Origin of the sequence: Chryseobacterium taiwanense (assembly GCF_000813825.1) — a bacterium.
Classification (GTDB): Bacteria; Bacteroidota; Bacteroidia; order Flavobacteriales; family Weeksellaceae; genus Chryseobacterium; species Chryseobacterium taiwanense.
Map to the genome: position 1 here is coordinate 404,198 of NZ_JWTA01000004.1, position 25,649 is coordinate 429,846.

The 25,649-nt window shown below is 33.7% G+C and carries 22 protein-coding genes; 10 read left to right on the top strand and 12 right to left on the bottom strand.

Annotated features, from left to right (window positions below):
• Positions 1 to 19: 19 nt before the first annotated feature.
• The 3 genes from RM51_RS05320 to RM51_RS05330 are packed head-to-tail and all read right to left on the bottom strand — an operon-like array spanning position 20 to position 5,489.
• Positions 20 to 1,096, bottom strand: a complete 1,077-nt coding sequence (locus RM51_RS05320) for a SusE domain-containing protein (protein ID WP_228375778.1) — start codon at positions 1,094 to 1,096, stop codon at positions 20 to 22.
• Between the two features lie 47 nt (positions 1,097 to 1,143).
• Positions 1,144 to 2,763: a RagB/SusD family nutrient uptake outer membrane protein gene (locus RM51_RS05325; protein WP_039365881.1), complete on the bottom strand. Its 1,620-nt coding sequence runs from the start codon at positions 2,761 to 2,763 to the stop codon at positions 1,144 to 1,146.
• Positions 2,764 to 2,774: 11 nt separating this feature from the next.
• The gene (locus tag RM51_RS05330) at positions 2,775 to 5,489 is read right to left on the bottom strand and encodes a SusC/RagA family TonB-linked outer membrane protein (protein WP_039366472.1); all 2,715 of its coding nucleotides are present in this window, start codon (positions 5,487 to 5,489) and stop codon (positions 2,775 to 2,777) included.
• Between the two features lie 333 nt (positions 5,490 to 5,822).
• Between RM51_RS05330 and metG the strand changes: the two genes are divergently transcribed.
• Entirely contained in the window at positions 5,823 to 7,859 is a 2,037-nt protein-coding gene (metG, locus tag RM51_RS05335) for a methionine--tRNA ligase (protein ID WP_039365883.1), read from the top strand.
• 222 nt (positions 7,860 to 8,081) lie between these two features.
• Positions 8,082 to 8,552, top strand: a complete 471-nt coding sequence (locus RM51_RS05340; RefSeq protein WP_039365885.1) for a hypothetical protein — start codon at positions 8,082 to 8,084, stop codon at positions 8,550 to 8,552.
• A 61-nt stretch (positions 8,553 to 8,613) separates the two neighbouring features.
• On the opposite strand, the gene RM51_RS05345 is transcribed toward RM51_RS05340, so the two are convergent.
• On the bottom strand, positions 8,614 to 9,318 hold the full coding sequence (locus RM51_RS05345) for a class I SAM-dependent methyltransferase (protein ID WP_039365887.1): 705 nt from the start codon (positions 9,316 to 9,318) through the stop codon (positions 8,614 to 8,616).
• A gap of 201 nt (positions 9,319 to 9,519) precedes the next feature.
• On the opposite strand from RM51_RS05345, the gene RM51_RS05350 reads away from it, so the two are divergent.
• Positions 9,520 to 10,659, top strand: a complete 1,140-nt coding sequence (locus RM51_RS05350) for a vWA domain-containing protein (RefSeq protein WP_039365889.1) — start codon at positions 9,520 to 9,522, stop codon at positions 10,657 to 10,659.
• A gap of 138 nt (positions 10,660 to 10,797) precedes the next feature.
• A complete protein-coding gene (locus RM51_RS05355) occupies positions 10,798 to 12,252 on the top strand; it encodes a sigma 54-interacting transcriptional regulator (RefSeq protein WP_039365891.1) in 1,455 nt (484 codons plus the stop codon).
• Positions 12,253 to 12,409: 157 nt separating this feature from the next.
• On the opposite strand, the gene RM51_RS05360 is transcribed toward RM51_RS05355, so the two are convergent.
• The 4 genes from RM51_RS05360 to RM51_RS05375 all read right to left on the bottom strand — a co-directional run bounded on the left by RM51_RS05360 (position 12,410) and on the right by RM51_RS05375 (position 17,513).
• Positions 12,410 to 14,002: an MFS transporter gene (locus RM51_RS05360; protein WP_039365893.1), complete on the bottom strand. Its 1,593-nt coding sequence runs from the start codon at positions 14,000 to 14,002 to the stop codon at positions 12,410 to 12,412.
• A gap of 125 nt (positions 14,003 to 14,127) precedes the next feature.
• Positions 14,128 to 15,249, bottom strand: coding sequence for an HlyD family secretion protein (locus RM51_RS05365; protein ID WP_039365895.1), 1,122 nt, complete (start codon positions 15,247 to 15,249; stop codon positions 14,128 to 14,130).
• A gap of 18 nt (positions 15,250 to 15,267) precedes the next feature.
• Positions 15,268 to 16,578 carry a TolC family protein gene (locus tag RM51_RS05370; protein WP_039365897.1) on the bottom strand — a complete coding sequence of 437 codons (1,311 nt, stop codon included), beginning with the start codon at positions 16,576 to 16,578 and terminating at the stop codon, positions 15,268 to 15,270.
• An 89-nt stretch (positions 16,579 to 16,667) separates the two neighbouring features.
• Positions 16,668 to 17,513: a helix-turn-helix domain-containing protein gene (locus RM51_RS05375; RefSeq protein ID WP_039365899.1), complete on the bottom strand. Its 846-nt coding sequence runs from the start codon at positions 17,511 to 17,513 to the stop codon at positions 16,668 to 16,670.
• A gap of 70 nt (positions 17,514 to 17,583) precedes the next feature.
• On the opposite strand from RM51_RS05375, the gene RM51_RS05380 reads away from it, so the two are divergent.
• Positions 17,584 to 18,057 (top strand): Mpo1 family 2-hydroxy fatty acid dioxygenase, encoded by a 474-nt coding sequence (locus tag RM51_RS05380; protein ID WP_039365901.1) that lies wholly within the window; start codon positions 17,584 to 17,586, stop codon positions 18,055 to 18,057.
• A gap of 1 nt (position 18,058) precedes the next feature.
• On the opposite strand, the gene RM51_RS05385 is transcribed toward RM51_RS05380, so the two are convergent.
• The gene (locus tag RM51_RS05385) at positions 18,059 to 19,126 is read right to left on the bottom strand and encodes a DUF2891 domain-containing protein (RefSeq protein WP_039365903.1); all 1,068 of its coding nucleotides are present in this window, start codon (positions 19,124 to 19,126) and stop codon (positions 18,059 to 18,061) included.
• Between the two features lie 158 nt (positions 19,127 to 19,284).
• On the opposite strand from RM51_RS05385, the gene RM51_RS05390 reads away from it, so the two are divergent.
• Both RM51_RS05390 and RM51_RS05395 read left to right on the top strand, forming a co-directional pair.
• Positions 19,285 to 20,172: a DUF4349 domain-containing protein gene (locus RM51_RS05390; protein WP_039366475.1), complete on the top strand. Its 888-nt coding sequence runs from the start codon at positions 19,285 to 19,287 to the stop codon at positions 20,170 to 20,172.
• Between the two features lie 51 nt (positions 20,173 to 20,223).
• Positions 20,224 to 20,601 (top strand): GxxExxY protein, encoded by a 378-nt coding sequence (locus tag RM51_RS05395; protein WP_039365905.1) that lies wholly within the window; start codon positions 20,224 to 20,226, stop codon positions 20,599 to 20,601.
• Positions 20,602 to 20,707: 106 nt separating this feature from the next.
• On the opposite strand, the gene RM51_RS05400 is transcribed toward RM51_RS05395, so the two are convergent.
• From RM51_RS05400 to dnaA, 3 genes are all read right to left on the bottom strand, one after another.
• Positions 20,708 to 21,406: an SAM-dependent methyltransferase gene (locus RM51_RS05400; RefSeq protein ID WP_039365907.1), complete on the bottom strand. Its 699-nt coding sequence runs from the start codon at positions 21,404 to 21,406 to the stop codon at positions 20,708 to 20,710.
• Between the two features lie 33 nt (positions 21,407 to 21,439).
• Positions 21,440 to 21,895, bottom strand: coding sequence for a low molecular weight protein-tyrosine-phosphatase (locus RM51_RS05405; RefSeq protein WP_039365909.1), 456 nt, complete (start codon positions 21,893 to 21,895; stop codon positions 21,440 to 21,442).
• 109 nt (positions 21,896 to 22,004) lie between these two features.
• The gene (gene dnaA, locus RM51_RS05410; RefSeq protein ID WP_039365911.1) at positions 22,005 to 23,459 is read right to left on the bottom strand and encodes a chromosomal replication initiator protein DnaA; all 1,455 of its coding nucleotides are present in this window, start codon (positions 23,457 to 23,459) and stop codon (positions 22,005 to 22,007) included.
• Between the two features lie 136 nt (positions 23,460 to 23,595).
• On the opposite strand from dnaA, the gene RM51_RS05415 reads away from it, so the two are divergent.
• From RM51_RS05415 to RM51_RS05425, 3 genes are all read left to right on the top strand, one after another.
• Entirely contained in the window at positions 23,596 to 24,012 is a 417-nt protein-coding gene (locus tag RM51_RS05415) for an acyl-CoA thioesterase (RefSeq protein ID WP_039365913.1), read from the top strand.
• 252 nt (positions 24,013 to 24,264) lie between these two features.
• The gene (locus RM51_RS05420; protein ID WP_039365915.1) at positions 24,265 to 24,990 is read left to right on the top strand and encodes a hypothetical protein; all 726 of its coding nucleotides are present in this window, start codon (positions 24,265 to 24,267) and stop codon (positions 24,988 to 24,990) included.
• 202 nt (positions 24,991 to 25,192) lie between these two features.
• Positions 25,193 to 25,630, top strand: a complete 438-nt coding sequence (locus tag RM51_RS05425) for a hypothetical protein (protein ID WP_039365917.1) — start codon at positions 25,193 to 25,195, stop codon at positions 25,628 to 25,630.
• Positions 25,631 to 25,649 lie beyond the last annotated feature (19 nt).

The following is a 25,649-nucleotide window of genomic DNA, read 5'->3' on the forward strand; positions in this document are numbered from 1 at the left end:
AATTCAGATTAACTTAATATTAAAGTGGTTGGATTTTGTAAGTCCCTATCTTCACATCAACAGAAATTTTATAATTACCTCCTGTTCCATCAAAATTAATATTTCCATTACTCCCTTTAGGCGCGATATATCCTGTATTACCATCACCCTCAATATTTCCCCAATCTAACTCTCCCCAAGATTGTTGACCTAAGAATTTTATTTGTGTTCCTGTAGGAAGAGAGATTATATGTTCAAATTTACCACCTCCTAGATTTGTCATGGGAATGGCTGTACTCGCATTCCAACCATTAACTGTACCCACTAGATAAAGATTGGTAGGATTCCAATTATTAATTACAGAAGGAGTAACTGTAATCGTTTTTTGTGCAGGATCGGCATTAATTGCAATTTTATACATCCCTGTAGTACCTGTAAACTGAATATTCTCAGAAGGTGCCGCAACTAAATTTGAAGACCATGTTTTAAAATACTTATAGGCATCATTCATTCCTGTTACATCTAAGCTATAATTCAATGGATTCCAATCTTGCTGACCTAAGAATCTAAATGACTTTCCATTTTCTAAATACGTATAAATTGTAGAGGAATTATCTTTTTTATACAACATTTGTGCACTTGTAGCATTCCATCCAATCGCAGAGGCATCACCAACAATATAAAATGATGGTAACTCGGTAAGATAAGGAGTAACTGTCATAGATACAGTATTAGAATATAATACCAAATTTCCAACTTTCGAACGTAATCTGATTTCTATTTGATTACTTATATTTGGTAAAAATCCACCATCTAATAATGTTTTGTTAAAATCACCTACAGTATATGTTACTGATAGATTTTTAGCGATCACATCGACATTTTTTGATGTTCCAAAATTAGTTCCTGCTTTTGCAATTTCTAATGTATTACTAGCTGCAACTTGAATATTGAATTGTGGATTTACCCAATCAAATTTTACTGCTTTATTAGCTTCATCCTCCTTTTTAAGGATTAAAGTATTTGCATCTGCTAACAGAGTTGGATTAGTTCCCTCACCCAGAACAGCTTGATCTTCATCTTTTTCACAAGAAGTAATCAAAAACCCAACAAACAAGATTATAAATATTTTTAAAGTTTTTTTCATGATATTTTAATTGTTGATTAATATCCCGGATTTTGAGATAAATTTCCATTTAAATTAAGATACTTGTTAGGAATAGGAAATAGAAGTTTAAAACTTGAAAGATCAGATCCATTCATACTACCTCCTTTCCATTGCCAGTTATATCCCGAAAGATATTTACCAAAACGAATAAGATCCTGACGTCTATAACCTTCCCAATATAGCTCTCTCCCCCTTTCATTTAAAATAAAATCAGGAGTTAATGCTGATTGCGAAACGCTTGTAACACCAGCTCTTGTTCTAAGTGCATTGATATAGGTAAGTGCCGTTGCTAAATTTCCTTTTCCATTAACAACCGCTAACTCTGCATACATAAGATAAGCATCTGCCATTCTAAATAACGGAAAATCTGAATCAACAAAATTTGCATCACTTCCGTTTGCTCCTGTTGAAGTTTTATTAGAAAACTTAATCAATTTAGTTCCTTGATCAAATTTCATATAATCTGTGATAGAAGCTGGATCTGTATTTCCAGCAACTTTCATAACTCTTGGATCTGTATTTCCTACAGATTGCATAAATTCCTGTCTTACTCTAAATCCTTGCCAACCAAAATCAATACCTAATCCTACCCCTACTTCATTGGTACAACTTGCGTGAACAAGATATGTGGTGCCACCATAGGTTCTTGTTCTTATACCATCAAAAGCAATTGGGAAAATAATTTCATCTTGAGCACCATTGACATGATTATCTGCTTTAAACAAATTTGCATAAGGAATTTGAGCAATTTTGTAGGATGATCCTATTACTTTCTCAACTTCAGCTAAAGCTTCTGTGCTTTTATCTGTTCCTGTATAAACTTTTGCATTTAAATAAAGTTTAGCTTTTAACATCCAAACTGCAGCTTTATCCGCTCTTCCGTATTCGTTCATTCTTGGTGCGGGAAGTTCACTTTCTATTGAGTTCAGTTCATTGATAACATAATTGAACATGAAGTCTCTTGACTGCATAATCGGTTTTACTCCAGTTCCTATATTATCTTCTTCCGTAGCAAAGGGCATTTTACCATAAATATCAATCGCATGATAATATGATAAAGCTCTCAAAAACCTTGCTTCAGCTCTGAAAGTTTTAATTTGTTTTTTTAATTCTTCTGAAACTCCTCTTGAATTTAATTTTTCATCGGTTGTTTCTCTCAAATATTCATTTACCAAACCTATCTGGAAAAATACCCTAGCAAAAAAAGCTTCATTAAAAACATTATCGGCATTCCATGTATTGAAATTCAAATCACGAATTGTCGGGTTATCACTTTCACCCCATGCAATAATAGCTTCATCAGTAGTAAGTTCCTGAAGCTGCCAATATCCTCTTAAATATTGCGAAAATCCTTCATTTGGACCACCATCATCTTCCGATCCTAAATCAGATTCACCATTAGCCGATTTCTGACCTGTTACTGCTAATCCTGCATAAATTTTTGCAAGAAATTGCTTGTAAGAATCAGGATTTGCATAGAATTGTTCAGATGTGTATAATTCATCATCATTAACTTCTACATTCAAATCATTAAGACATGAAGTTGTCATAAAAAGAAATATACCCGCAACGGCTAAATTTCTTAATCTAAATATTTTGATTTTATTTAATTTCATTTGTTCTAGTGTTAAAAGTTAGCATTAATCCCCAATGTAAACATTCTTGCTCTTGGATAAATTGAGTTATCCAGACCGTTATTAAATACTTCTGGATCTATATTTTTATACTTAGTAATGATTAAAACATTTTGTGCTGCACCATATATTCTAAGAGAGGCATTTTTACCAATGAAATTATTAAGTGTGTATCCTAAAGTAAGATTGTCAAGTTTTAAAAAACTACCGTTTTTCACGTAATAGTCTGACATTTTGTTTGCTGTACTAAAATTGGTAAAACTAAAATCTACTGGTGCATTGTTAATCGTATTATCTACAGTATTATTGATATGGTTTACATGAGATCTATCTGCTGAAATCTGATCATAAACGTAATTACCCAAACTCGCTCTCCAACCCATAGAAAAATCCCAATTTTTTCCTATCGTAATATTAGTTATCAATCCCATAGTGACATCTGCCTGAGGTTTTTTGTAATTGTACTTATCTGCTGATGTAATTTCACCATCTCCATTTCTATCAACATATGCGTTCTCAATAGGTTTCCCGTTTGAATCATATACTTGTTGATAAACCCAGAAAGCGTACGGAGAATATCCCTCTCTAAATGTCTGAACAAAACCACCTAAGCCAACTCCTCCTTTATCAATTCCGTTTACTTCAAGTTGTTTAATTTCCACATTATTATAAGAAAGGTTATAATTAAAACTTAAATTAAAATTCTCCTTCTTTACAGCTTTTACATCCAATCCTAGATCAATTCCTTTAGATTGAAGTGAACCAATATTTTTAGGACCAATAATCCTTAAATTTTCTAAAGGACCTTCTGGAACAATCGATAATAAATCTTTTGTATCGGCAAGATAAAAATCTAATGTTCCTTTAATTCTATTATTCAAGAACCCAAAATCAAGTCCTAAATTATATTTTACACTTTCTTCCCATTTAAGATTTTCATTATAACCATTTGCTTTTGCAATTTCATAAAATTGGTTTCCGAATTGATAATATAAAGTTGAAGAAACATTATACGTTTTAAAATAATCGTATCTATAAATTCCAATATCTTGTTGACCAGTCTTACCAACACTTACTCTAAGTTTCAGATCTGACAAAGTAGTGCTTTCTTTTAAGAAATTTTCCTGAGAAATTCTCCAAGCTGCTGCAACTCCACCAAAATCTCCCCAGCGATTATTTTTGCTAAAACGGGAAGAGCCATCCCTCCTGTAATTAACGGTAAGGAGATATTTGTTGTCAAAACCAAAATTTAATCTACCAAAAAATGCCTGTAGATTCACATCTGGCTTAGAATCTGGATTATAGAAATTATTGGCTGGATCTAAAGTGTAAAGTAATGTATTTCCTGATGTTGAGCTTACTTTATGATAATTTTGATATTCATAACCAGCTAAAGCCTCTACATTAAATTTTCCAAAAGTTTTCGTATAATTCAATTGTAGATTAGCATTTTTATTTAAAATACTTTCATCAGAATAAGAATCTTCACCATAATAATCAAAAACATTATTCACCCCAAAATAACCACTACGCGAATTTTTATTAACGACAACATGACCATCCAATTCCTTGCTGTCAATACCTGCATTAACGATTAACCTAACGTCAGGAAAAAAATGTAATTTATAATCCATATTGATGTTTCCAAAAAATCTTTTGAAATTTTGTACATCATGTCTATTCATCAACATACTTACAGGATTCGAAACACCAACCGGTCTTCCTGTAGCAGGTGTAGTCCATTCTGTGTAACCTCCATATGGAGACGAAGAGTCATAAACACTTTGCGTAGGATCATAAGATAATGCATTTTTTATAGCATCTTCACTTGCCTTATTTTGAAAAGTATAAGAATAAGTACCTGTAATATTAAATTTTAAATAATCGTCAAAAAAGCTAGGGCTAATAGCTATGTTAGCAGTATTTCTTCTATAACGAGATGTCATCAATAATCCAGAATTATCAAGATTATCAATTGAAAAACGTGTAGGAACTTTCCCAAAAAGGCTTCCTGAAACAGAGGCATTGATATCCGACGTTACTGAGGTTCTGAAAATCTCTTTTTGCCAATCCGTATTAGAATTTCCAAGCATAAAGGCTTTATCCGGAGCGTACTGAGTAATAATTTCTCTAAATTGATCTCCTGAATATACATCAATTTTCTTTGCCAGTGTATTAACGGTCATAAATGAATTCAATGAGACTCTTAGTTTTTTACTACCTTTTTTTGTAGTTACTAAGATTACACCATTAGATCCTCTCGATCCGTAAATTGCCGTTGAAGCTGCATCTTTTAATATTGAAAATGATTCAATATCATTAGGATTAATTGTTGATAATGAAACACCATCCAAAGGAAGTCCATCTACAACAAGTAAAGGATCATTACTTGCATTAAGAGATGAGCCACCTCGAATTCTTATTGTTGCTTCATTTCCTGGGGTTCCGGACTGGGTAATTACCAAACCTGAAGATCTACCATTGATGAGTCCTTCGGCTGTAGTTACCGCACCTTTATTAAAATCAGCTGATGATAAAGCTGTAATAGACCCCGTAAGATCCGTCTTCTTCTGCTTACCATAACCAATCAAAACAACCTCCTCTATTTTTTTCTCTTTGGTAATAGAGTCCTTTGTCTGCGCGTGAATCATTGAACTAGCCAATAAAAATGCAGGCGCAATTTTTAATACTGTTGTAAAGTTTTTCACAATCTTATTTTTATATAGTTTCGTTTTGTAGTAAACTGGCATAAATCCAGTCTTGCAATTTATAAAAATTTTATAATTATCATAAAATTAACAAAAAATTAAAATATAATTATTTATATTAAACACCATTAAAAAGTTAAAATACTAAATTACAATTCATTAAATGATAATATGCAAAACATAATATATCTATCACCAATATCAAAAGTTAAACAATTGTTTAACAAAATAAACCAATTTCATATATAATTAATGTATCTTATCATATAAAAACAGTACAGATATTAGTTTTCAGAGATAATCAGTATCTTTGCATCTAAACTTTACTATTAAATGTCAAACAGAAAGATGATTACGGCAGCTTTGCCTTATGCAAACGGACCGGTTCATATAGGGCATTTGGCAGGTGTCTATATTCCTGCGGATGTTTACGCAAGATTTCAAAGAAGATTAGGAAAAGATGTAGCGTTTATCTGTGGATCGGATGAACATGGTATTCCTATTACAATAAGAGCTAAAAAAGAAGGGGTGACTCCTCAGGATATCGTTGATAAATATCACGAAATTATCAAAAAATCGTTTTCAGATTTAGGAATTTCGTTTGATGAATATTCGAGAACAACTTCTAAAAATCATTACGAAACAAGTCAGGATTTCTTTAAGGTTCTTTACGAAAAAGGAAAGTTCACAGAAGAAATGTCTGAGCAGTATTTTGATGAGCAAGCAGGAGAATTCCTTGCTGACAGATATATTGTCGGAACTTGCCCTAATTGTGGAAATGAAAATGCGTACGGAGATCAGTGTGAAAAATGTGGTTCTACCCTTTCTCCATCAGAATTGATCAATCCGAAATCAATGCTAAGCGGAAATGTTCCTATTTTAAAAGAAACAAAAAACTGGTATTTACCTTTAAATGAATATGAAGACTTCCTGAACGAATGGATCATTGAAGGTCATAAAGACGACTGGAAACCTAACGTTTACGGGCAGGTTAAATCTTGGTTGAATGATGGTTTAAAACCTCGTGCAATGACCAGAGACCTAAACTGGGGGGTTCCTGTTCCGCTTCCGGGTGCTGAAGGAAAAGTACTTTACGTATGGTTCGATGCACCGATAGGTTATATTTCTTTCACCAAAGAATGGGCGGAGAAAAACGGAAAAGACTGGAAAGATTACTGGCAGAGCGAAAATTCTGATCTGGTTCACTTTATCGGAAAAGACAATATTGTATTCCACTGTATTATTTTCCCAAGTATGATGAAAGCTCACGAAGATTACATCATGCCGAAAAACGTTCCTGCATTTGAATTCCTGAATCTTGAGAATGATAAAATCTCAACTTCAAGAAACTGGGCAGTTTGGGCACACGAATATGTTGAAGATTTCCCGGGACAACAGGATGTTTTGAGATATGCTCTTCTTTCATCGGCTCCTGAAACAAAAGATAATAACTTTACATGGAAGGATTTCCAAACCAAGAATAATTCTGAATTGGTAGGAATTTTCGGAAATTTTATCAACAGAGTGGCCGTTTTAATTCATAAATATTATGATGGAATTATTCCTCAAGGTGATGTAAATGCTCCCGAATTACAGGAAATCAATAAAGCAGCAAAAGAAATTTCAGGATTCTTAGAGAATTATGAGTTCAGAAACTCTTTAACCGCTTTAATGAATTTAGCACGTTTCGGTAATCAGTATCTTCAAACAGAAGAGCCTTGGAAAACGATTAAAGATAATCCTGAAAAAGCTGCACATTCATTATTTGTTGGAGCTCAGATTGCTGTAGCTTTAGCGCAGTTATGTGAACCATTTATGCCTTTCAGCTCTGAAAAATTATTGAATATGTTCAATGTTCAAAAATCGGATTGGAATGACGTTGAAACAAAATCTGTTTTAGTTGAAACAGGACACAAAATCAATGAGTCATCTCTTCTTTTCTCAAAAATTGAAGACGATGTCATCGAAGCTCAAATCCAAAAATTGGAAGATACCAAACAAAACAATAAAAAAACAAATCCTAACGCAAATCCTATGAAAGACGAAATCACTTTTGATGATTTTACAAAAATCGACTTGAGAACAGCAACCATTACAGAAGCTGAAAAAGTAGAAAAAGCTGATAAATTACTGAAATTGACTGTTGATACAGGTGTTGATGTAAGAACCGTTGTTTCAGGAATTGCAGAAAGCTTCACTCCAGAAGAGGTTATTGGAAAACAGGTGATGATCTTATTAAACCTTGCTCCAAGAAAAATCAGAGGAATTGAATCTCAAGGAATGTTGTTATTGACAACAAAACCGGACGGAAAATTATCTTTCGTGACTCCGGATGACAGCAATGTTGAAAATGGTATTGAGATCGGATAATTCTTATCTTTAGCATTAAAATATAAGCACCTGAAAAATATTTTTCAGGTGTTTTCGTTTTTAATATCAAAGAAAATGAAGTGTTTCTTATTTTTAAGAATCAATATGTATTAAATATATTTCTTGTTAATTGTTTATCTTTAAGCAGGAATAATTTTGATAAAAACAGGATCTTCCAAAAGAAAAACACTGAATATTCCATTTAATTCTTAAATTTGGCTAATGCAAAAGTATCTTTATCTCATCATCATATCATTCTCTCTTACCAGCTGCTACACATATCAGGTTAAAAAACCGAAGAATGCAGCAATCGACAATAACCAAGATGCTAAAAATAAAGCAGCTTCTGCTAACAATATCCCTAATCAAGCCAAAATCGCAACAACTGATTCCAAAGGTCAGAATTTACAACAAGCACCTGTTCCCATTAATGTTCAGGAGAAACTTGCACCCAATAAAAATTTTAAAATTGATGTTGATGGTAAATCTTATAAGATCATCGTTGACCGTTGGGAAAGAGACAGTCTAATTGCGCATCCTGTTCGCAGTCCTAAAACAGTTTTGAAATTCCATAAAAACCAGATCAATAGCGAAAAAATTGCTGAAAAACGTTTTTCACAACCTATTGCTGACATCATCACGGTACTTGTTTACGCCGGTATTGGTGTTGGAATTTGGGCTCTTCTACAATAAATTTTAAATCTTTTGTTCTATCTATAGAGAATTTATATTGTATTTATTGTCTAAAAAAATTCTATTTTTTAACCAGTTTGGCTAAATAAGAATCCTCGTCCTGAATAACTTTATCGATTTTAAAGCCATTATTTTCTACTGCATTTTTTAGTGTGGTAAAATCAAGATACAGCCATTTGATAGGATCTTCCGACTCTCCTTTATAATGAACCGTATAATCCAGTTCACCATAATATCCTTCCGCAGGAATATACACTCCTCCATCTTCATCACGGTCGAACATATAGAGAATATCTGTACTGTCGATCAGAATCTGCCCTTTTTCATTTAATAAAGAATAAAGTTTTTTAAGGTAAATATCAATCACGTTAAGGCTTTGAAAAATTCCTGTTCCGTTCATTAATAACAGAATTGTATCAAAAGTTTCTCCCTCAAAGTGAAGCATATTTTCTGCAACCGCTTTTTGAATTCCCCTCGATTGACAAACTTCAATGGATTTTGGTGAAATATCTAATGCGGTAACATCAAGGTTTCTTTCATTCTGAAGGTATAAAGAATGTGAACCCGCTCCTGCTCCGATATCCAACGTCTTTCCTTTGGATAACTTCAACGCTTTCTGTTCGATTTTATTCATTTCTTCAAAGTCTCTGAAAAGATAGTCCACCGGAAGCTCATCCAGTTCAGAAATTGAAGTTTCAGTCTGCAAATCTTTCGGATCTTCGTTGTGATAAAAATCCCAGATAGCGCGCCCCATTAAGTCTTTCATAGCTGTAAATATGGGTGCAAAGATACTATGTTCTAAAAAGAAACGAAAAAATATATTCCAATTTGAAAACTTCCCCTCTATTTTAAACATCAAAATCATGTTAAATATTTTATAAGTGTGATTAACATTATCTATTTTCTAGGCACTATTCTTCTTACAATATTTTCCTAACTTGTCTGTTTTAAATACAAGAACAACCTCATGACAAATAAAAATAATAATGTTCATCAGGGTTTTACTTTCAGTAAGCATGTTCCGGAGGAAATTTCCAATTTCGACAGGGTTTTCGATGTATTCAGAGATTTGCTCATCCACACTTCCGGCGATCTTGAGGAAGCTTTTGAATGGCTCGATATGCTCGACAGAGAATACAATATTTTCGATGATGAATATACCCGTGAAGATTTTGAAGAAGATCTGAAAAAACGTGGTTATATCAAAGCTGAAGATCCTGAAGACGGCAATTCCGGAACCGGAGAAGGCAAAAATGTACTGACTGCCAAACTGGAAGCTGCACTACGTGAATATGCCCTGGATCAGATTTTCGGAAAACTTCAGAAAAGTGGCGTTGGAAACCACCGTACGCGCAAAACCGGAATTGGAGATGAACGTGATGGTGAACATAGGAATTTCCAATATGGAGATGATTTATCTGCGGTAAATATGACCGAAAGTCTGAAAAATGCTCAGATCAACAACGGAATTTCTGATCTTAGAATGACCGAAGACGACCTCATTGTAGAAGAAACAAAACACAAGGCTCAGATGAGTACGGTTTTGATGATAGACATCAGTCACTCTATGATTTTATATGGTGAAGACCGGATTACTCCTGCCAAAAAAGTAGCCATGGCTTTAGTAGAGTTAATCAAAAGAAAATATCCGAAAGATTCTATTGATATCATTGTTTTCGGGAATGAAGCATGGCCTATAAAAATTAAAGATCTTCCTTATTTACAGGTTGGTCCGTATCATACCAATACTGTTGCAGGATTGGAACTGGCGATGGATATTCTCCGCAGAAAAAGAAATACCAACAAGCAAATCTTTATGATTACCGACGGAAAACCAAGCTGTCTGAAATTACCCAATGGAGAATATTACATGAACAGTGTAGGACTCGATGAAAGAATTGTTTCAGAATGCCTTCATAAAGCGGCACAAGCAAGAAAACTGAAAATTCCGATCACCACCTTTATGATTGCACAGGATCCTTATCTCCGAAAATTTGTTGAAATCTTTACAGCTCAAAATAAAGGAAAAGCTTTTCTAACAGGACTTTCAGGATTAGGACAGATGATTTTTGAAGATTACGAAAAGAATAGGATTAAAAGGATTTAAAAAGAGCCAAGGAAAAAGTAAAAAGACAAAAGTTAAATGCCTTTGCAAACCAAAACAAAGCAGTTAGTTATTACTAAATCTTGACGAACTTTACGTTATTTTAATACTGCTCTATAAAAACATTATATCATTAAACAAATGAAAAACGATACAACATTTAAAGAATTAAAAAATTCAGGATATACAGATAAAACCATCAATCAGGAAATTCAGGCTAATTTGATTGCTAAAATCAAAGCTAAAGAACCTGTTTTTGAAGGACTTTACGGCTATGAAGATACCGTAATTCCGCAATTGAAAAAAGCGATTCTGGCAGGTCATCACATTAATCTATTAGGATTGCGCGGACAGGCAAAAACAAGAATTGCAAGAAGCATGGTGAATCTTCTGGATGAATATATGCCGATTGTAAAAGGTTCTGAAATTAATGACAGTCCGTTTCAGCCGATTTCAAAATATGCGAGAGACCTGGTTGCAGAGCTTGGTAATGAAACACCAATTTCATGGGTTCACCGTTCAGACCGTTTTTTTGAAAAACTGGCGACGCCTGATGTAAATATTGCAGATTTAATTGGAGACATCGATCCTATTAAAGCAGCAACTTTAAAATTACCTTATTCTGATGAACGTGTGTTACATTACGGAATGATCCCAAGAGCTAACCGTTCTATTTTTGTTTTGAATGAATTGCCCGATCTGCAAGCCAGAATTCAGGTTTCTTTGTTCAATATTTTACAGGAAGGTGATATTCAGATCAGAGGTTTTCAATTGAGAATGCCTTTGGATATTCAGTTTGTATTTACTGCCAACCCTGAAGATTACACCAACAGAGGAAGTATTGTAACCCCTTTAAAAGACAGAATCGGTTCTCAGATTTTCACTCATTACCCGAAAAGTGTTGAACTTGCCAAGCAGATTACTGAGCAGGAAGCTTTGATTTCTCCTGAAGATCGTGACAAAATCCAAATCTCTGAATTGGCGAAAAACCTTCTAGAAGAAGTTGCTTTCGTGGCAAGAGACAGTGAATATGTGGATGCTAAAAGTGGAGTAAGTGCAAGATTGACGATCAGTGCTATGGAAAATCTTTTCGCAGCTGCTAAATTGCGTCTTTTAGAAACCGATTCAGAAAAAACAAACATCCGTCTTTTAGATTTTATGTCTATTATTCCTTCTATCACAGGGAAAATTGAACTGGTGTATGAAGGTGAACAGGAAGGTGCGGATCATGTTGCTAAAATTCTGATCGATCAGGCGATTATGAGATTGTTTGAGGATATCTTCCCACGTATTTCAAAACTGGAAAAAGAGGGAATTAAAACACCTTATACGGATTTAATCCAATGGTTTTCGAAGAATCAGCTTGAACTAAATTATGCAGATACGGATGAAGAATTCTATGCTAAACTGAGTAAGATAGAGCCACTCACAACGGTGGTGAAAGAAAACGCTTCTGAGCTGAGCCAAGAAGATCAGAATTTCTGCAAAGAACTTGTTTTATGGGCTTTAACGATTAGTAAAAAATTAGATAAATCTGAAAATCAAGCAGATTACACTTTTGATTCAGCAGATGTAAGACAGTATTTCCGTAATTAAAAATTACCTGATCAACTTATAAAAAAACAGACTTCTTTATAGGAAGTCTGTTTTTTATAGAATTAAAATTCGAAAGTATAGTAAAAGATTAAATTTAAAAAAGTAAAACCCCATCTTACAATAAAATGGAGTTTTACAGATGAAAAACAAGGTATCTTTATAATGCAGGACCAGCTGCATCTTTTATTTCCTGTAACAATCTTTTTCGTTCGCGAAGTCTTTTTCTCGCCAAAGCAGATTTTCCACTTAATATTTTAACGAATCTGGCATATTCGAAACGTTCTTTTCCAAAATGATGGGTGAAAACATAGATCAACACTCCAAGCCCAGCCAAAATGATGTATCCGAATATTTTTTTAATCGCTACAATAATTGCATTCAGCTGAATTATTTTCAACCCTGTTGCCGCATTTTGTGGAGTAACGGTCATTCCGTCTATATAAACAGCCAGATCACCGATAGCAACGACCTGAAAATGATAAAGGAACCATGAATAAACAGCCGAGAAAAATCCAACGGCTAAAAAGGTTCTCCAGACCAACACCAGTCCGATAGCGGCCAACATATCATCCATTTCCAGTTTATCTAATGTGTAAAACCACACGGAGATGAAAAGCGAACCCATTCCGTATCCTTTCAGAAACATGGGTAAATACCAGTTTTCGTAATTGAATTCCAACACCATAGAAAAGTACATTACCATTGCATAGCCTATCATTGCAGAAAAACCTGAAAAGATAAACATCTTCAATGGAATTTCTTTTTTAAACCAAATAATAGCAACAACTCCTGCTAAAATAAGCCCGGGAATCATTAGTAAATTTAATTTAGCGTTCGTCAATTGATCATATCCTAAAACTCCCACTGCAAAAGAATTCTGAACAGAACTTGTTCCTAAAAACATTCCTAGTGCAAAAAGCATGAACAATCCGTGCTGAACATTATTTTTAGTGAATATTTTAAAAGAAAGATAAGGTCTTTTTAAAGTTAGCTGACGAACCGCTAATAAAGCAAAACTCACAAAAGCTGCTATGCTCGCATTGATAATATTTTTTGAATTAAGCCAGTCCTGCTGTTTTCCGAATGAAAAAACATATGCAGAAAACATAAATGTAGAGACAAAAAGCAGGATGCTTAACCAGTCAATATAATGTAACGGAACTTTTAACGCAAAATATTTATCATGCATAAAAATCCAATGTATCAAAGCCAATACAAAACACGCAACTGCCATAATCACATAAAAATGTTGCCAGTTATAATTAATGGAAACTTCTGCCGCATAATATCCTGAAATCTGATTGAGCACTAAAACAAATGTATAAAACGCTCCATAAAACATTCCTCTGTTGCCGATCATCGCCATTAATGGTAAAAATAGCTCTATCGTTACCATCATTTTTAAAAATCCTATAAATAATGATGAAACAATAAAAATCATAGGATCAATAGTCGTTGAATTGAGATAGCTCAGCAATCCCAGAAGCACTAGTAAAACCGTCATTTTATCCCGAACCTTGAATCTCATTTTCATTCTGAGAACGATCGGCATACACGCTCCCATTCCAATGGTCGTCGCATAATTCGCCCACATGAAATATTCAGTCATTGAGCCGGTTCCGCTTACTACATAACTGATATTTCCTACATACACCCCACCAAGCGGCATTACTACTGCAAGCAGTAATACAATCAGTAAAAGCTGTACAGGTTTCGGAACCCAGTCGTTATATAATCCTTTGTTGTACATGTTTGTAGATTTAACTGAGAGCCAAGTAAATGGTAAAAAGATTAAAGTATTACGCAGATCATGAACTCATATCAATCGTTACGTATTTTTTAATTCACTGAATTTTACTTTTTACTTGATTCTTTTTACTTTTTACCTTCAAAACTCACATTTACATTCATCCCTGCGCTCAGTTTATCTATCTCTTCTTTTTTATTGGAAGCCGTAAACTCAATTCTTACAGGAATTCTCTGTTGAACTTTGATGAAGTTTCCGGTCGAATTATCTGTAGGAACACTTGAATATTTTGAACCCGTTGCTGCAGAAATCGCAGTTACCACCCCTTCAAATTTTTGTCCGCCTAAAGCATCTGCTGTCATCATCATTTTTTCCCCGATTTTAATATTCGGCATCTGACTTTCTAAAAAGTTGGCAGTTACCCATTTTTGTCCGTTCAGAACAATCGTTGCTACTTGTTGTCCCGGTTGAATCAACTGTCCTTCAGAGATCGTTCTTCTTCCCATTACACCGTCATAAGGAGCTGTGATTACCGTATAAGACAAATTGATTTTCGCCATATCCAAAGCAGACTTTGTTCTCTTAATTTCTGCATCATTAATTCCTAATTTACTTTTGACTTCCGTTGTAGAAAGATTGGCAGACTGTTTTTGGTTCACCAACGTTTCATACGCTGCTTTTTGAGCGTCATATTCGGTTTTTACCTGATCGTATTGCTGTCTTGTGACTGCTTCTGAAGCCAAAAGGTTTTTATATCGGTTTAAGTTTTGCTCGGCATTCCATAGTCTTGCTTTTGCACCGGCAATATTAGATTCCATAACATTGATATTGTTTGAAACCGTATTCACTGATGAACTTGTTGCCGTTTTCTGAGCCAAAGCATTCTGATAAGCCGCTTCAGCCTGACCAAGCTGCGTAAGAATTTCACGATTGTCAAGAATTACCAGTGTATCTCCTTTTTTAACCTTTTGATGCTCAATAAATTTTATTTCTTTGATATAAGCTGAAACTCTAGTGTTAATCGGGTTAATAAATTCTTCAACCTGTGCTGCTTCTGTATAGGTCTTATCTCCTACATGGAAATATTCACGAACCAACCAGAACAATCCGAAACCGATCACCAAAAAGACAATACTATTTGAGATGATGGCTCTGATTTTATTCTTTTTATTTTCTTTCTTTTTTGCCGCAGCACTTGACTGTACAGGTGCTGAAGATGTATTTTGAGTATTTTGTTCCTTGTTTTCCATTGTTTTCAGTTTTAAAAATTAAAGAGTTCCCGTAGATTTCAGAAGATTGTAATATTGATACAGCACATTGATTTCTGCATTGGCATAATCCAATTCTGACTGTAGTTTTTGGTTCTGAGCATCGATCATTTCCGCCTGCACTGCCAGTTGATTTAAATATTTAGCTTCTGTAATATTATAGTTTTCTTCCGCCAGTTTTTTTGCATCATTCAAAATATCTGCCTGCTGAATAGATTCCTGGTATTTTACATACGCAGCATTCACAACCATGTCAATATTTTGTTGCGTCAAAGTCATCGCATCATTGGCCTGATTTTTTTGCAGCTCTCCTAACTTTACTCTTTCTTTCGTTTTATATAGATTGTCAATATTATAACTTAAAGAAACTCCTGTTTGCCAACCTCCAGAATACATATCTAACACTGGATTTCTAGTCGTAATCGGTCTTTGCAGAGTATATCCTCCAAAACCTGCAACCGTAGGCATTTTATCTGTTTTAATAATTTCAATATTTTTATCTGCAACATCCATATTCGTTTTTGCAGATTTCATTACAGGATTACTGTCATGGGCAAGATTTACATAATATTCCATTCCGATTCCTGTCTCTTTGTTCTCTAAACTTTCAATCGGGATAATCTCTGTATCAGTAGGTAATCCCAACGCAATACTTAAATTATAATTAAGGATTCTCTTATTGTTTACTAAAGTCAAAATTCCCTGATCCAGATTTTTGATTGCCAGCTCGCCACGAATCACCTCATTTCGGGTCACCATTCCCTGCTGATAGAATTTCTGGATATTTTTTAATCTTTCCTGAGCCAGTCTTTTGTTATTTTGAAATACTTCCTGTTGATTTAAGATCTTATAAATATCCAAATAATTGGAAATCACCAAAAATTTCACATCCTGTATATTTTTCTCTAAATCCAATTCCGAAAGCTGTTCACGAAGTCCGGCCAGCTCAATAGATTTGTTTACCAATCCCCCTTTGAAGATCAGTTGAGTTGCCTGAACCGCATAAGAACTTCCGTAATGAGGCATCGGAACATTTGTAGAATTGGAAAAATCTTTATCAATTGCTACAGCATCTCCTAAATAAAACTGACTTGTAGAAGCCGTTATTGTAGGGAGTTTCTGAAGTTTAGTAACATTCGTGTTCTGTTTTGCAATGTCGATATTTTGAGCCGAAACTTTTAACTGCTGATGATTTCGCACCGCGAGTTCGGCGACCTCATTCGCGGTCATCTGTTTTATTTCTTGTGAAAAAAACAGCGCAGGAAATAGAGCTACCACGAGTGATAGTGCTGTTTTTACATTCTTTACCATTTTACCTTGTTTTACGAGTACAAAGTTATGGCGCTTACAAACTCAAACAAATGTTTGAGAATTGGAAAAAGATGTTCAAATGTAAGATTTTAACTTTCGAACTGATGTCTGTATTGTGATGGACTTTCTCCTAAATGCTTCTTAAAAAAGTGAGAAAACGAGTATTGATCACTGAAGCCCAATATCGATGAAATTTCAGAAACAGGCTTAGTTGAAGAGTTCAGTAATACCTTTGCTTCATTCACAATAATTAAGGCAATAATCTGACTTGCTGACTTCCCCGTAATGCTCTTAATGACCGAGGAAAGATGTCTGGTTGTAATCGACTGACGTTCGGCATAAAACTCAACCGTTCGTTCCGTATGATGATTTTCAGCAACATCATTTAAAAAAACAAAAACAATCTCTTCCTGTCTCGACATTTGGTTCATAGAGCTATTGTCTTCTTTGGAAATAATTCCCGCCATCTGATAACAAAAAACAGAAAAAAGATGCTCCACAATTTCTTTTTTGTAAGTCATTTCTGTTTCAGAATCTAAAATATATTTAAGAAAATTCACACTTCTCCAAACTACCTCCAGTTCTTCAGGTTCAAAGGGAACTCCGATGTTCATTTGCTGTCTGAAATAACGATAGGTAATCAGTCTATTGAACTTTAATGACAACGCCGAAATAAACTCTCTTTTATAAGACACCATTCTCGACTGAAAATCGTCACTCACAGAAACCATTTCATACACTGTTTGCGGATCTGTCACCATAAACATATTGGCAGAAAGTTCTAAATCACGGAAATGCTGTTTGAGTTTTATTGTCCCGGTTTTAATAAATATAAAAGCCGGATTTTCAGGACGAAACGGTTTATCGACAGCAATTCTCTCGAATATATTATGTTGTGTAAAAACATCAACCCCGAATTTTTCTAAGACAGACATAACACAAATGTAAGCAAAGTCTTGAGCGATTGCAAAAATTTATTATTTTAGTATTTTACAAAATTCTGATATGAGAAAGATAGATTTGTTACTTGCTGAGTACGGTGAAAGCCATAGAAACTCAACCAATAAACTGATTCACTGGATCTGTGTTCCTTTGATCTTCTGGACAATTCTAGGTTTTATCTCATATATTCCGACTCCTAATATGTATCTGAAATACTTTGGTTTTTTGAGTATTGCGAGCTTTATTGCTTTAGTTTTAGTAACGATCTTCTATTTCAGATTATCCTGGAGAATTGCCATAATCATGATCTTTGTAATGCTGCTAATGGAACATTTCGTTTCTTTAGCGAACATCACTTTTGGAACAAAATCATGGATTTTTTACCTCGCTATTTTTGTCATCACATGGATTTTACAATTTGTAGGTCATAAAATTGAAGGCAAAAAACCGTCTTTCCTGAAAGACTTACAGTTTCTTCTGATCGGACCTATCTGGTTATTAACCTTTGTTTTAAAAAAACTGGGAATCAGATATTAATTTAATCTTCTAACGCATAGACCGCAAAACTTGCCAACCAATGATCTCCTCCATAATTCCCCTGGAAAAGTAACGGAAGTCCATTGTTTAAAAATATAGTCGCTGTCTTTTGAAACTCTTTTTTCAACGGATGATTATCCGGAAGAGATTTTGCAATTCCTTTCATACACCATGCTTTTGTGAATGACAACCCCACCAAATGCACCGTTTGATAGTCACTCAGATCACTTACTACAGGAATTTTTTCTATATTTTCCAGACTTCGTTTTTCATAGAATTTATTCAGCCATTGTACAAATTCTTTTTGAGGCAGAACTCTTCTCATCAGATCAGCAATTTCTAAACTTGGAGAAAAGAAATCCGATCCGTCCGGTTCAAGATAAGCCGGAGTTTTTGTATTGTTTAAGTAAAAATATTTTGCTTTTTCAACCAATTGATTTTCAAAATTCTTATCACCAGTTGCTCTTGCCCAATCCAGAGCAAAAACCATAGCGAATGCCGTATTAGGATGAACTCCTGTTCTGTTTGGATACGTCTGTTTAGGTAAAAAAGTCTTCCATGAGCTCAAAATTTTATCCGTTAAAGGCTTTAAGTTCTGATGCCAAATTTTCGCTTTCGGATGGTTCCAAGTTGCTAATTCTTCATCCAACTTTAACAACCAGGCCCAACCGTATGTTCTTTCGAAAGTTCCTGTTAATTGGTATTTTGTAAAGTAATCTGCTTCTGTCTGAAGGTTTTCTTTTTTAAAGGAATTATCAAGAATGTTTTCAATGTCTTTTGCAATTGATAAATTCGGTTTTGTTTTTAGTAAGCGAACCAGCATCCAATGTCCATGAACAGAACTATGCCAGTCAAAACATCCATAAAAGCTCGGATGCAGATCTTTTGGACTCAACGGAACTTCACCGGCATTGTTAATAATATGTGCCGTTTTATTCGGATATTCCTGATTGATACAGTGAAGCGGTTTTTCGGATAATTTGATAGCCATTTCATCTGTCAGTTTCGAAACTTCCTGAGCATAGAAAAAAAACGGAGAACATATAAAGGCTAAAAGACTCTTTTTCATTCAATAAAAATATAAAATAAATTCAATTTTAATCGTTTGAAATGCAATAACTATAAAGAAAACAGAAGAAATCATATTAATTTCAAACAATTATTGAAAATTTACAATAAAAATCGATTCTTCGCATGCTTTTTGATAAAACTATTCAAACTTTATGTATGAAAAAATTATCTATCTCATTATTTTGTTTACTTCTTATCGGTTGTAACAAATCTGAAAATATTGCCAAAGAGGAAGTTCGGGCTGACTTAACAGAGGTTCTTCAGGAAGATAAAGTTGCCTTTAGCTCTCCTGTTGCTTCAAACTCGCCTCAACCACCAAGTTTAATTTCTGAAAAAACAGAATCTGAAAATAAATCTAACTCTCCTACACAAAGAATTGACACTATTTCCAAGAAAATTATCAAAAACGGAGATATGAGAATCCAGGTTGGAGATATTAAAAAATCACAGAATCAGATCAATGAGATTATAAAAAACAATCAGGCTTATATTCAAAAGGAAGAGTTTCAGAATACGGATATAGACGAGAATTTATATATAACCATCAGAGTTCCCCATAAAAAATTTGATGCTCTTGTGAATTCTTTTTCTAACGGAGTGGGTACTGTTCTGTCTAAAAATATATCTTCCAATGATGTTACAGAAGAATATACTGATGTTTCCATAAAATTAGCCAACAAAAAAATATATCTTGAAAAGTACAGAGATATGCTGAAAAGTGCATCTACCACAAAAGATATGTTGGAAATCCAAGAGAACATCCGGGAACTTGAAGACGAAATTGATGTATCGGAAGGAAGATTGCGTTTTATTAATGACCGTGTTAATTACAGTACATTAAATCTAAACCTGTACAAGGAAAAAGTGAGAAGTTCCGCTACATCGAATATTGGTTTCGGAAGCCGTTTCGGAGACTCTGTAACAGAAGGCTGGAATAGTTTTGTATCTTTTATTCTGGGAATGATATCACTTTGGCCATTCTTTTTATTGATCCCTGTTTTTGTTTTTCTTTGGAGAAAATGGAAAGGCAGAAAGAAGAAATAATTTAAAAATCCGAATAATTACTCTATTTTCTTTAATTTGTAGAAAAAACAAATGAATGAAAACGAAATTTCTTACATCATAAGAAAATGTATCTTTAATGTTTACAATAAACTTGGACCGGGTCTTTTAGAAGCCGTTTATCAAAAGATTTTAATTTATGAACTGGAAGAAAATGGACTTGATGTAAAAGCGGAATTAGCACTTCCGATTATTTACGATGATAAAGAATTTGACCTAAATTTTAGAATTGATATTTTAGTTGAACATAAAGTAATTCTAGAGTTAAAATCAGTGAAACATCTTGAAGATATTCATTTTAAACAATTACAAACCTATCTTAAACTTTCAAACAAAAAACTTGGGTTACTTGTAAATTTTAATACCACTAATATTTTGGATGGAATTAAAAGAGTTGTGAATAATTTATAATTTTTTCTCTCGCAGATTTTGCTGATTGCGCTGATCTTTTACTAATTAAAAATAAATCTGCACAATTTGCAAGATCTGCGAGAGATAATTGAAAGTATATTTTATACTATTTACCCAAAACAAATACAGCAGGAATTTTGTGAAGTTCCGGTTTCTGTTTTTGCCAGTCTTTTATCGTCTTTGTTTTGATAAATTCTAGCTCTGGATCGTTGATATTGGCAGCAATACACAATTTTGTGTTTGGAGATAAAAACTTCGTCAAGTCTTCAAAAAGCTGATTATTTCGGTAAGGAGTTTCCATGAAAATCTGGGAATATCCCGTTTTTTGCACTAAACTTTCCAGGTGTAAAATCTGTTTTTTCTTTTCACTTTTATCAATCGGAAGATATCCATTAAATGTAAATTCCTGACCATTAAATCCACTTGAAATCAGCGCCAAAATAATCGATGAAGGCCCTGAAATAGGAATTACTCTGATATTTTTTTCGTGGCACCATTTTACCATCAGATTCCCTGGATCAGCAATACAAGGAAGTCCGGCTTCTGAAAGCAATCCAAAGTCCTGACCTTTCAACATCAATTGCTGCGCTTCTTTAATATCGGCGTTTTCAGTGTATTTATCCAGAAGAAAAAGCTTTAAATCTGACTGCTTTTTTTCGGGAGCAAAAAACTTAACTACTTTTCTGGCGGTTTTTTCATTTTCCACAAAGAAGTAATCGGTTTGCATAATATATTCTTTTATCACAGGAGAAAAATGTGTGATAGAAGTATTTTCTGAAAGGTAAGCCGGTAATAAAAAAAGCATGGTTTTTGAATTGTTGTAATAATGATTGGTAAATTACGATTTTAAAAATAAATTTTCTGCAATCTTCTCGCAGCCTTTGTCTAGAAGTTGAAAAACATTTTCAAAATCTTTCATATCTCCCCAGTACGGATCGGGAACTTCAGTATTTTTATGATCTCCTAAAACTTCTAAGAATAGAGATACTTTTTGCCTTTGTTCCTCATTTTCTGTTTTTGAGATAGCATCAGCTAATACACCCTCATCCATACAATAAATTTTATCAAAATTTTCAAAATCTGCCGTTGTAATTGGTCTTGATCGTTGTCTTGAAATATCTATAGTATGATTTGCAGCCGTTTTTATGGCTCTTTTATCGGGATGTTCACCTTCATGCATAGAAATTGTACCTGCAGAATCCACAATACAATTTTCAGGAAGCTTGGTTTTCATAATTCCTTCTGCTAAAGGACTTCTGCATATATTTCCCAGACAGACCATTAATATCTTCATATATTTTATATAAAATTAAAATCGTTCACTTCTTATTAGTTAGGCAAAACTAAACAAAAAATGAAGAATAGGTCATATTCTTCATTTCTCGTATTAAATCAATTGATTTTTAATTTTTTATCTTTTCAGTAAGTTCTTTAACGTATTTTTTTACTTCCTTATCGATCTTAGAAACATCCTTAATCGTTTCACAAGCATACATTACCGTTGAATGATCTTTACCTCCCATCTCTTCACCAATTTTAGTAAAAGTAGCGTTGGTAAATTCTTTAGCAAAATACATCGCCAATTGTCTTGGAAGAGCAATTTCTCTTTTTCTTGTTTTAGATAAAAGCTGCTCTCTTTTAATTCCAAAATAATCACATACCACTTCCTGAATGAAAGGAATATTGATTACTTTCTTCTGGTTAGCTGCAATCTTATTGATGGTATCTTTTAACAATTCTAAACTTAAGTCAGACTTATAAATTGTAGAATAGGCAATCACTGAGTTGATTACTCCAATAAGCTCTCTTACGTTTGTTTTTGCTTCTGCAGCAAGGAAATCAAGCATATCTTCTGTAAGAACGATACCGTCTCTGCTTAATTTATCTACGATAATTTTCTTACGGGTATGTAAATCCGGAGATTTAATCTCTGCAGAAAGTCCCCATTTGAAACGGGAAACAATTCTGTCCTGAATATCCATAATATCAGCCGGAGCTTTATCTGAAGTAAGGATAATCTGTTTTCCATTCTGATGTAGATAGTCAAAGATATGGAAGAAGCTATCCTGTGTTGCAGACTTTCCTGATAAGAATTGAATATCATCGATAATCAATACATCTACCATTTGGTAGAAATTAGCAAATTCTGTTTGCTTATGTGCTTTTGCAGCCGAAATAAACTGCTGAATAAACTTTTCAGAAGATAAGTATAAAACTACTTTATCCGGAAACTGGCTTTTTACTTCAAGTCCTACCGCTTGTCCTAAGTGCGTTTTCCCTACTCCATAACCTCCATATAAAAATAAAGGGTTGAAAGCAGTTGCGCCCGGTCTTTTTGCAATAGATCTTGCTACTGTAGCAGCAAATTTATTACTTTCTCCCTCAACATAGTTTTCGAAAGAAAAGTCCGATTTTAGATTCGAATCAATATTTACTTTTTTGATTCCCGGAACGACAAAGGGATTAACGATATTTGAAGAGAAACCTTGCGGCATTGTCTCTTGAACTTTTGGAGTGGGAACTGTTTTCCCTTTCATATTCATGGTAACGGGTTTTTCTAAGCCAGCCGGCTTATTTTCCATTACCGAATACCAAAGTTTAACACCTTTTCCGATATTTTTCTTCAGGGCAGCAGAAAGCAGGGATAGGTAATTATCCTCAATATATTCTTTGTAAAAATCACTCGGAACCATTAGTGTAAGATTATTGTCAACCAAAGAAACCGGTTGTACTTTATCAAACAATAAGTCGAAAGATTTTTCAAGTTTTTTAAGATCAGAATTATCTTCAGCTGCGTTGAGATTATCACGCATAAACTGAAGGCACCTCTGCCATATCATCATTAAATTTTCATCCATATTTATGCCCTGATTATTCTTTTGTTAGTATTACTTTTAGGAGGAAGACAAAGGTCTAATTTTTTATTTTTAAAAAAAAATATTGCGGGTATTGATTATTTAAAAATATATTTGTATGTATAATTTAGACCTAAAAATGATACACACAACACACTCAATACGAGTACGTTACGGAGAAACAGACCCAATGAAATATGTCTATTATGGGAACTATGCAGAGTACCTAGAACTGGGAAGAGTAGAGTTATTTCGCAGTATAGGGATGTCTTATAATGAGATTGAAAATCAAGGTATTTGGCTGCCTGTTTCTGACTATAAAATTAAGTACTTAAAACCTGCTTTGTATGATCAAAAATTAGAAATTCATACGTACTTAAAAAAAAGACCCGGAGTACGAATAGAATTTGAATATGAAATCTACAATGAGGAAAGAGTAAAAATAACTGAAGCTTCCACCACCCTATTCTTTTTATCTGCTGAAACTAATAAAATTATTAAATGTCCAGATTTTCTAATGGATCTTATTAACAAAAATTGGGAAGAGGAAAAGTAAGTACTAAAAAATATTTCACAAATAAGTAAATTAAAATTTTAAAGATATATCATCCATCACCCTAACAACTTATAAAAAAAACAACCAATAAATAAATAAAATAAACAGCTATTAATCCAATACAAAATATTTTTCATTACAAGAAAACAATATTAACATAAACATTGTTAAAAAAAATAAAAATAAGTAAGTTTTTTATATTATATTTACACCACTAATTACTCAGAATACAAACAATTAAAATATAAAAACATGAAAAAGAATTTCTACACCCTGATATTCTTGGGCTTATTTGCGACGGGCATTGCACAAACAGGGAACGTCGGGATTAATACGGCTACTCCTTCTGCTACATTAGATGTAAATGGTAATGCTAAGATCAGAACGACACCAAACTCTACAACTCTTACAGGTCATCAAGTTTTAGGAATTGACACAACCACTAAAGAAGTTAAAACATTAGATCCTTCTTTGTTTATAACTGGTACTAGTGGTACTAACAGTACAATAGCAAAAGCTACAGTTGTTGGTAACGGTGCTCTTTTAGGATTAAGTGGAAGTAACGGATATGAAAAAATTAATTTCGGTCCTGCTACTTTAGGAACAAATTTCGATACAACTACTGATAGTTATACTGTTCCAACTACAGGGGTTTATGCTGTGAAATTCAACTACCGATATGGAGACGGAGTAAATTTAAATGTAAGTCTTCTTAACTTTAATGGTGGTACTCCAAAAATTGGGATCTTCAGAAACGGAGTTGTAATGGACGAAGGTTTTTTCGGTGGGGCTAGTATTTCCCTTCTTGCTCCTCTTGTAGCTATTACTGTAATTATCAGTGATACGTATGTTGATTCTGTTTATCAATTAAATGCTGGTGATGTTATCGACTTCAGATACAACCAGGCGGGACTTAACGTAGCTTTGCTTAGTAGTAATGTAACTGCTAAGATGGTCGTTTATAAAATTTCTGACTAATCAGTAAAGTAAATATACAATATAAAAAAGCATCACGTTCAAGTGGTGCTTTTTCTATATCCCTATATTATATAAGGTATATAGAAAATAAACCCCACTCAAGTTTATTCTAAACAATTCACAAAATAATATATTTTTCTATTGACAATTCATAAAAAAGAAGTATATTTATCGCGTTTTTAATTCCTATATTTATTAGATTATGAAAAAAATTCTATACTCTTTATTAGTGTTTGCTTCTGTGACATTGTATGCACAGAAAAACCCAAATGTAAAATTTGCTATTTGCAATGACGCAGTAGGAACCGTAAATCTATTTAACGCTAGAAAAGCAATGGTACAAAGTACAACTCCTTATAAAGCAGCTGCACTACCTACAGGTTTAAAAAAATACAGCTATTTAGCTCAGAATGGGTTAACAGAAGTAAAGTATAAAAAAGATGTGGGTACTTTAGATTGGATCACATTAGCTAATATCAATACCCAATACCAACTTCCTGAAAACAATCCTGTAATCATTGAAGGATATGAATTTAATGATTCATCTACAAAAATCTATGCAGAAATTATTGCGCAAGCGCAAGTAAAGGAACATGATGGTAAAAAAGTATTATTCATTACTACTCCTGAAAAATATTAATCATATATAATAATGGTAT

Bases quoted from the DNA above. Each gene is read 5' to 3' on its own strand.
- RM51_RS05375 (WP_039365899.1), bottom strand. From the start codon at position 17,513: ATGTCTGTCTTAGAAAAATTCGGGGTTGATGTTTTTACACAACATAAT.
- RM51_RS05340 (WP_039365885.1), top strand. From the start codon at position 8,082: ATGCAAAAGTATCTTTATCTCATCATCATATCATTCTCTCTTACCAGC.
- RM51_RS05405 (WP_039365909.1), bottom strand. From the start codon at position 21,895: ATGAAGATATTAATGGTCTGTCTGGGAAATATATGCAGAAGTCCTTTA.
- RM51_RS05380 (WP_039365901.1), top strand. From the start codon at position 17,584: ATGAGAAAGATAGATTTGTTACTTGCTGAGTACGGTGAAAGCCATAGA.
- dnaA (WP_039365911.1), bottom strand. From the start codon at position 23,459: ATGGATGAAAATTTAATGATGATATGGCAGAGGTGCCTTCAGTTTATG.
- RM51_RS05350 (WP_039365889.1), top strand. From the start codon at position 9,520: ATGACAAATAAAAATAATAATGTTCATCAGGGTTTTACTTTCAGTAAG.
- RM51_RS05415 (WP_039365913.1), top strand. From the start codon at position 23,596: ATGATACACACAACACACTCAATACGAGTACGTTACGGAGAAACAGAC.
- RM51_RS05370 (WP_039365897.1), bottom strand. From the start codon at position 16,578: ATGGTAAAGAATGTAAAAACAGCACTATCACTCGTGGTAGCTCTATTT.
- RM51_RS05425 (WP_039365917.1), top strand. From the start codon at position 25,193: ATGAAAAAAATTCTATACTCTTTATTAGTGTTTGCTTCTGTGACATTG.
- RM51_RS05345 (WP_039365887.1), bottom strand. From the start codon at position 9,318: ATGAAAGACTTAATGGGGCGCGCTATCTGGGATTTTTATCACAACGAA.
- RM51_RS05420 (WP_039365915.1), top strand. From the start codon at position 24,265: ATGAAAAAGAATTTCTACACCCTGATATTCTTGGGCTTATTTGCGACG.
- RM51_RS05395 (WP_039365905.1), top strand. From the start codon at position 20,224: ATGAATGAAAACGAAATTTCTTACATCATAAGAAAATGTATCTTTAAT.
- RM51_RS05355 (WP_039365891.1), top strand. From the start codon at position 10,798: ATGAAAAACGATACAACATTTAAAGAATTAAAAAATTCAGGATATACA.
- RM51_RS05390 (WP_039366475.1), top strand. From the start codon at position 19,285: ATGAAAAAATTATCTATCTCATTATTTTGTTTACTTCTTATCGGTTGT.
- RM51_RS05325 (WP_039365881.1), bottom strand. From the start codon at position 2,763: ATGAAATTAAATAAAATCAAAATATTTAGATTAAGAAATTTAGCCGTT.
- metG (WP_039365883.1), top strand. From the start codon at position 5,823: ATGTCAAACAGAAAGATGATTACGGCAGCTTTGCCTTATGCAAACGGA.
- RM51_RS05365 (WP_039365895.1), bottom strand. From the start codon at position 15,249: ATGGAAAACAAGGAACAAAATACTCAAAATACATCTTCAGCACCTGTA.
- RM51_RS05385 (WP_039365903.1), bottom strand. From the start codon at position 19,126: ATGAAAAAGAGTCTTTTAGCCTTTATATGTTCTCCGTTTTTTTTCTAT.
- RM51_RS05360 (WP_039365893.1), bottom strand. From the start codon at position 14,002: ATGTACAACAAAGGATTATATAACGACTGGGTTCCGAAACCTGTACAG.
- RM51_RS05400 (WP_039365907.1), bottom strand. From the start codon at position 21,406: ATGCTTTTTTTATTACCGGCTTACCTTTCAGAAAATACTTCTATCACA.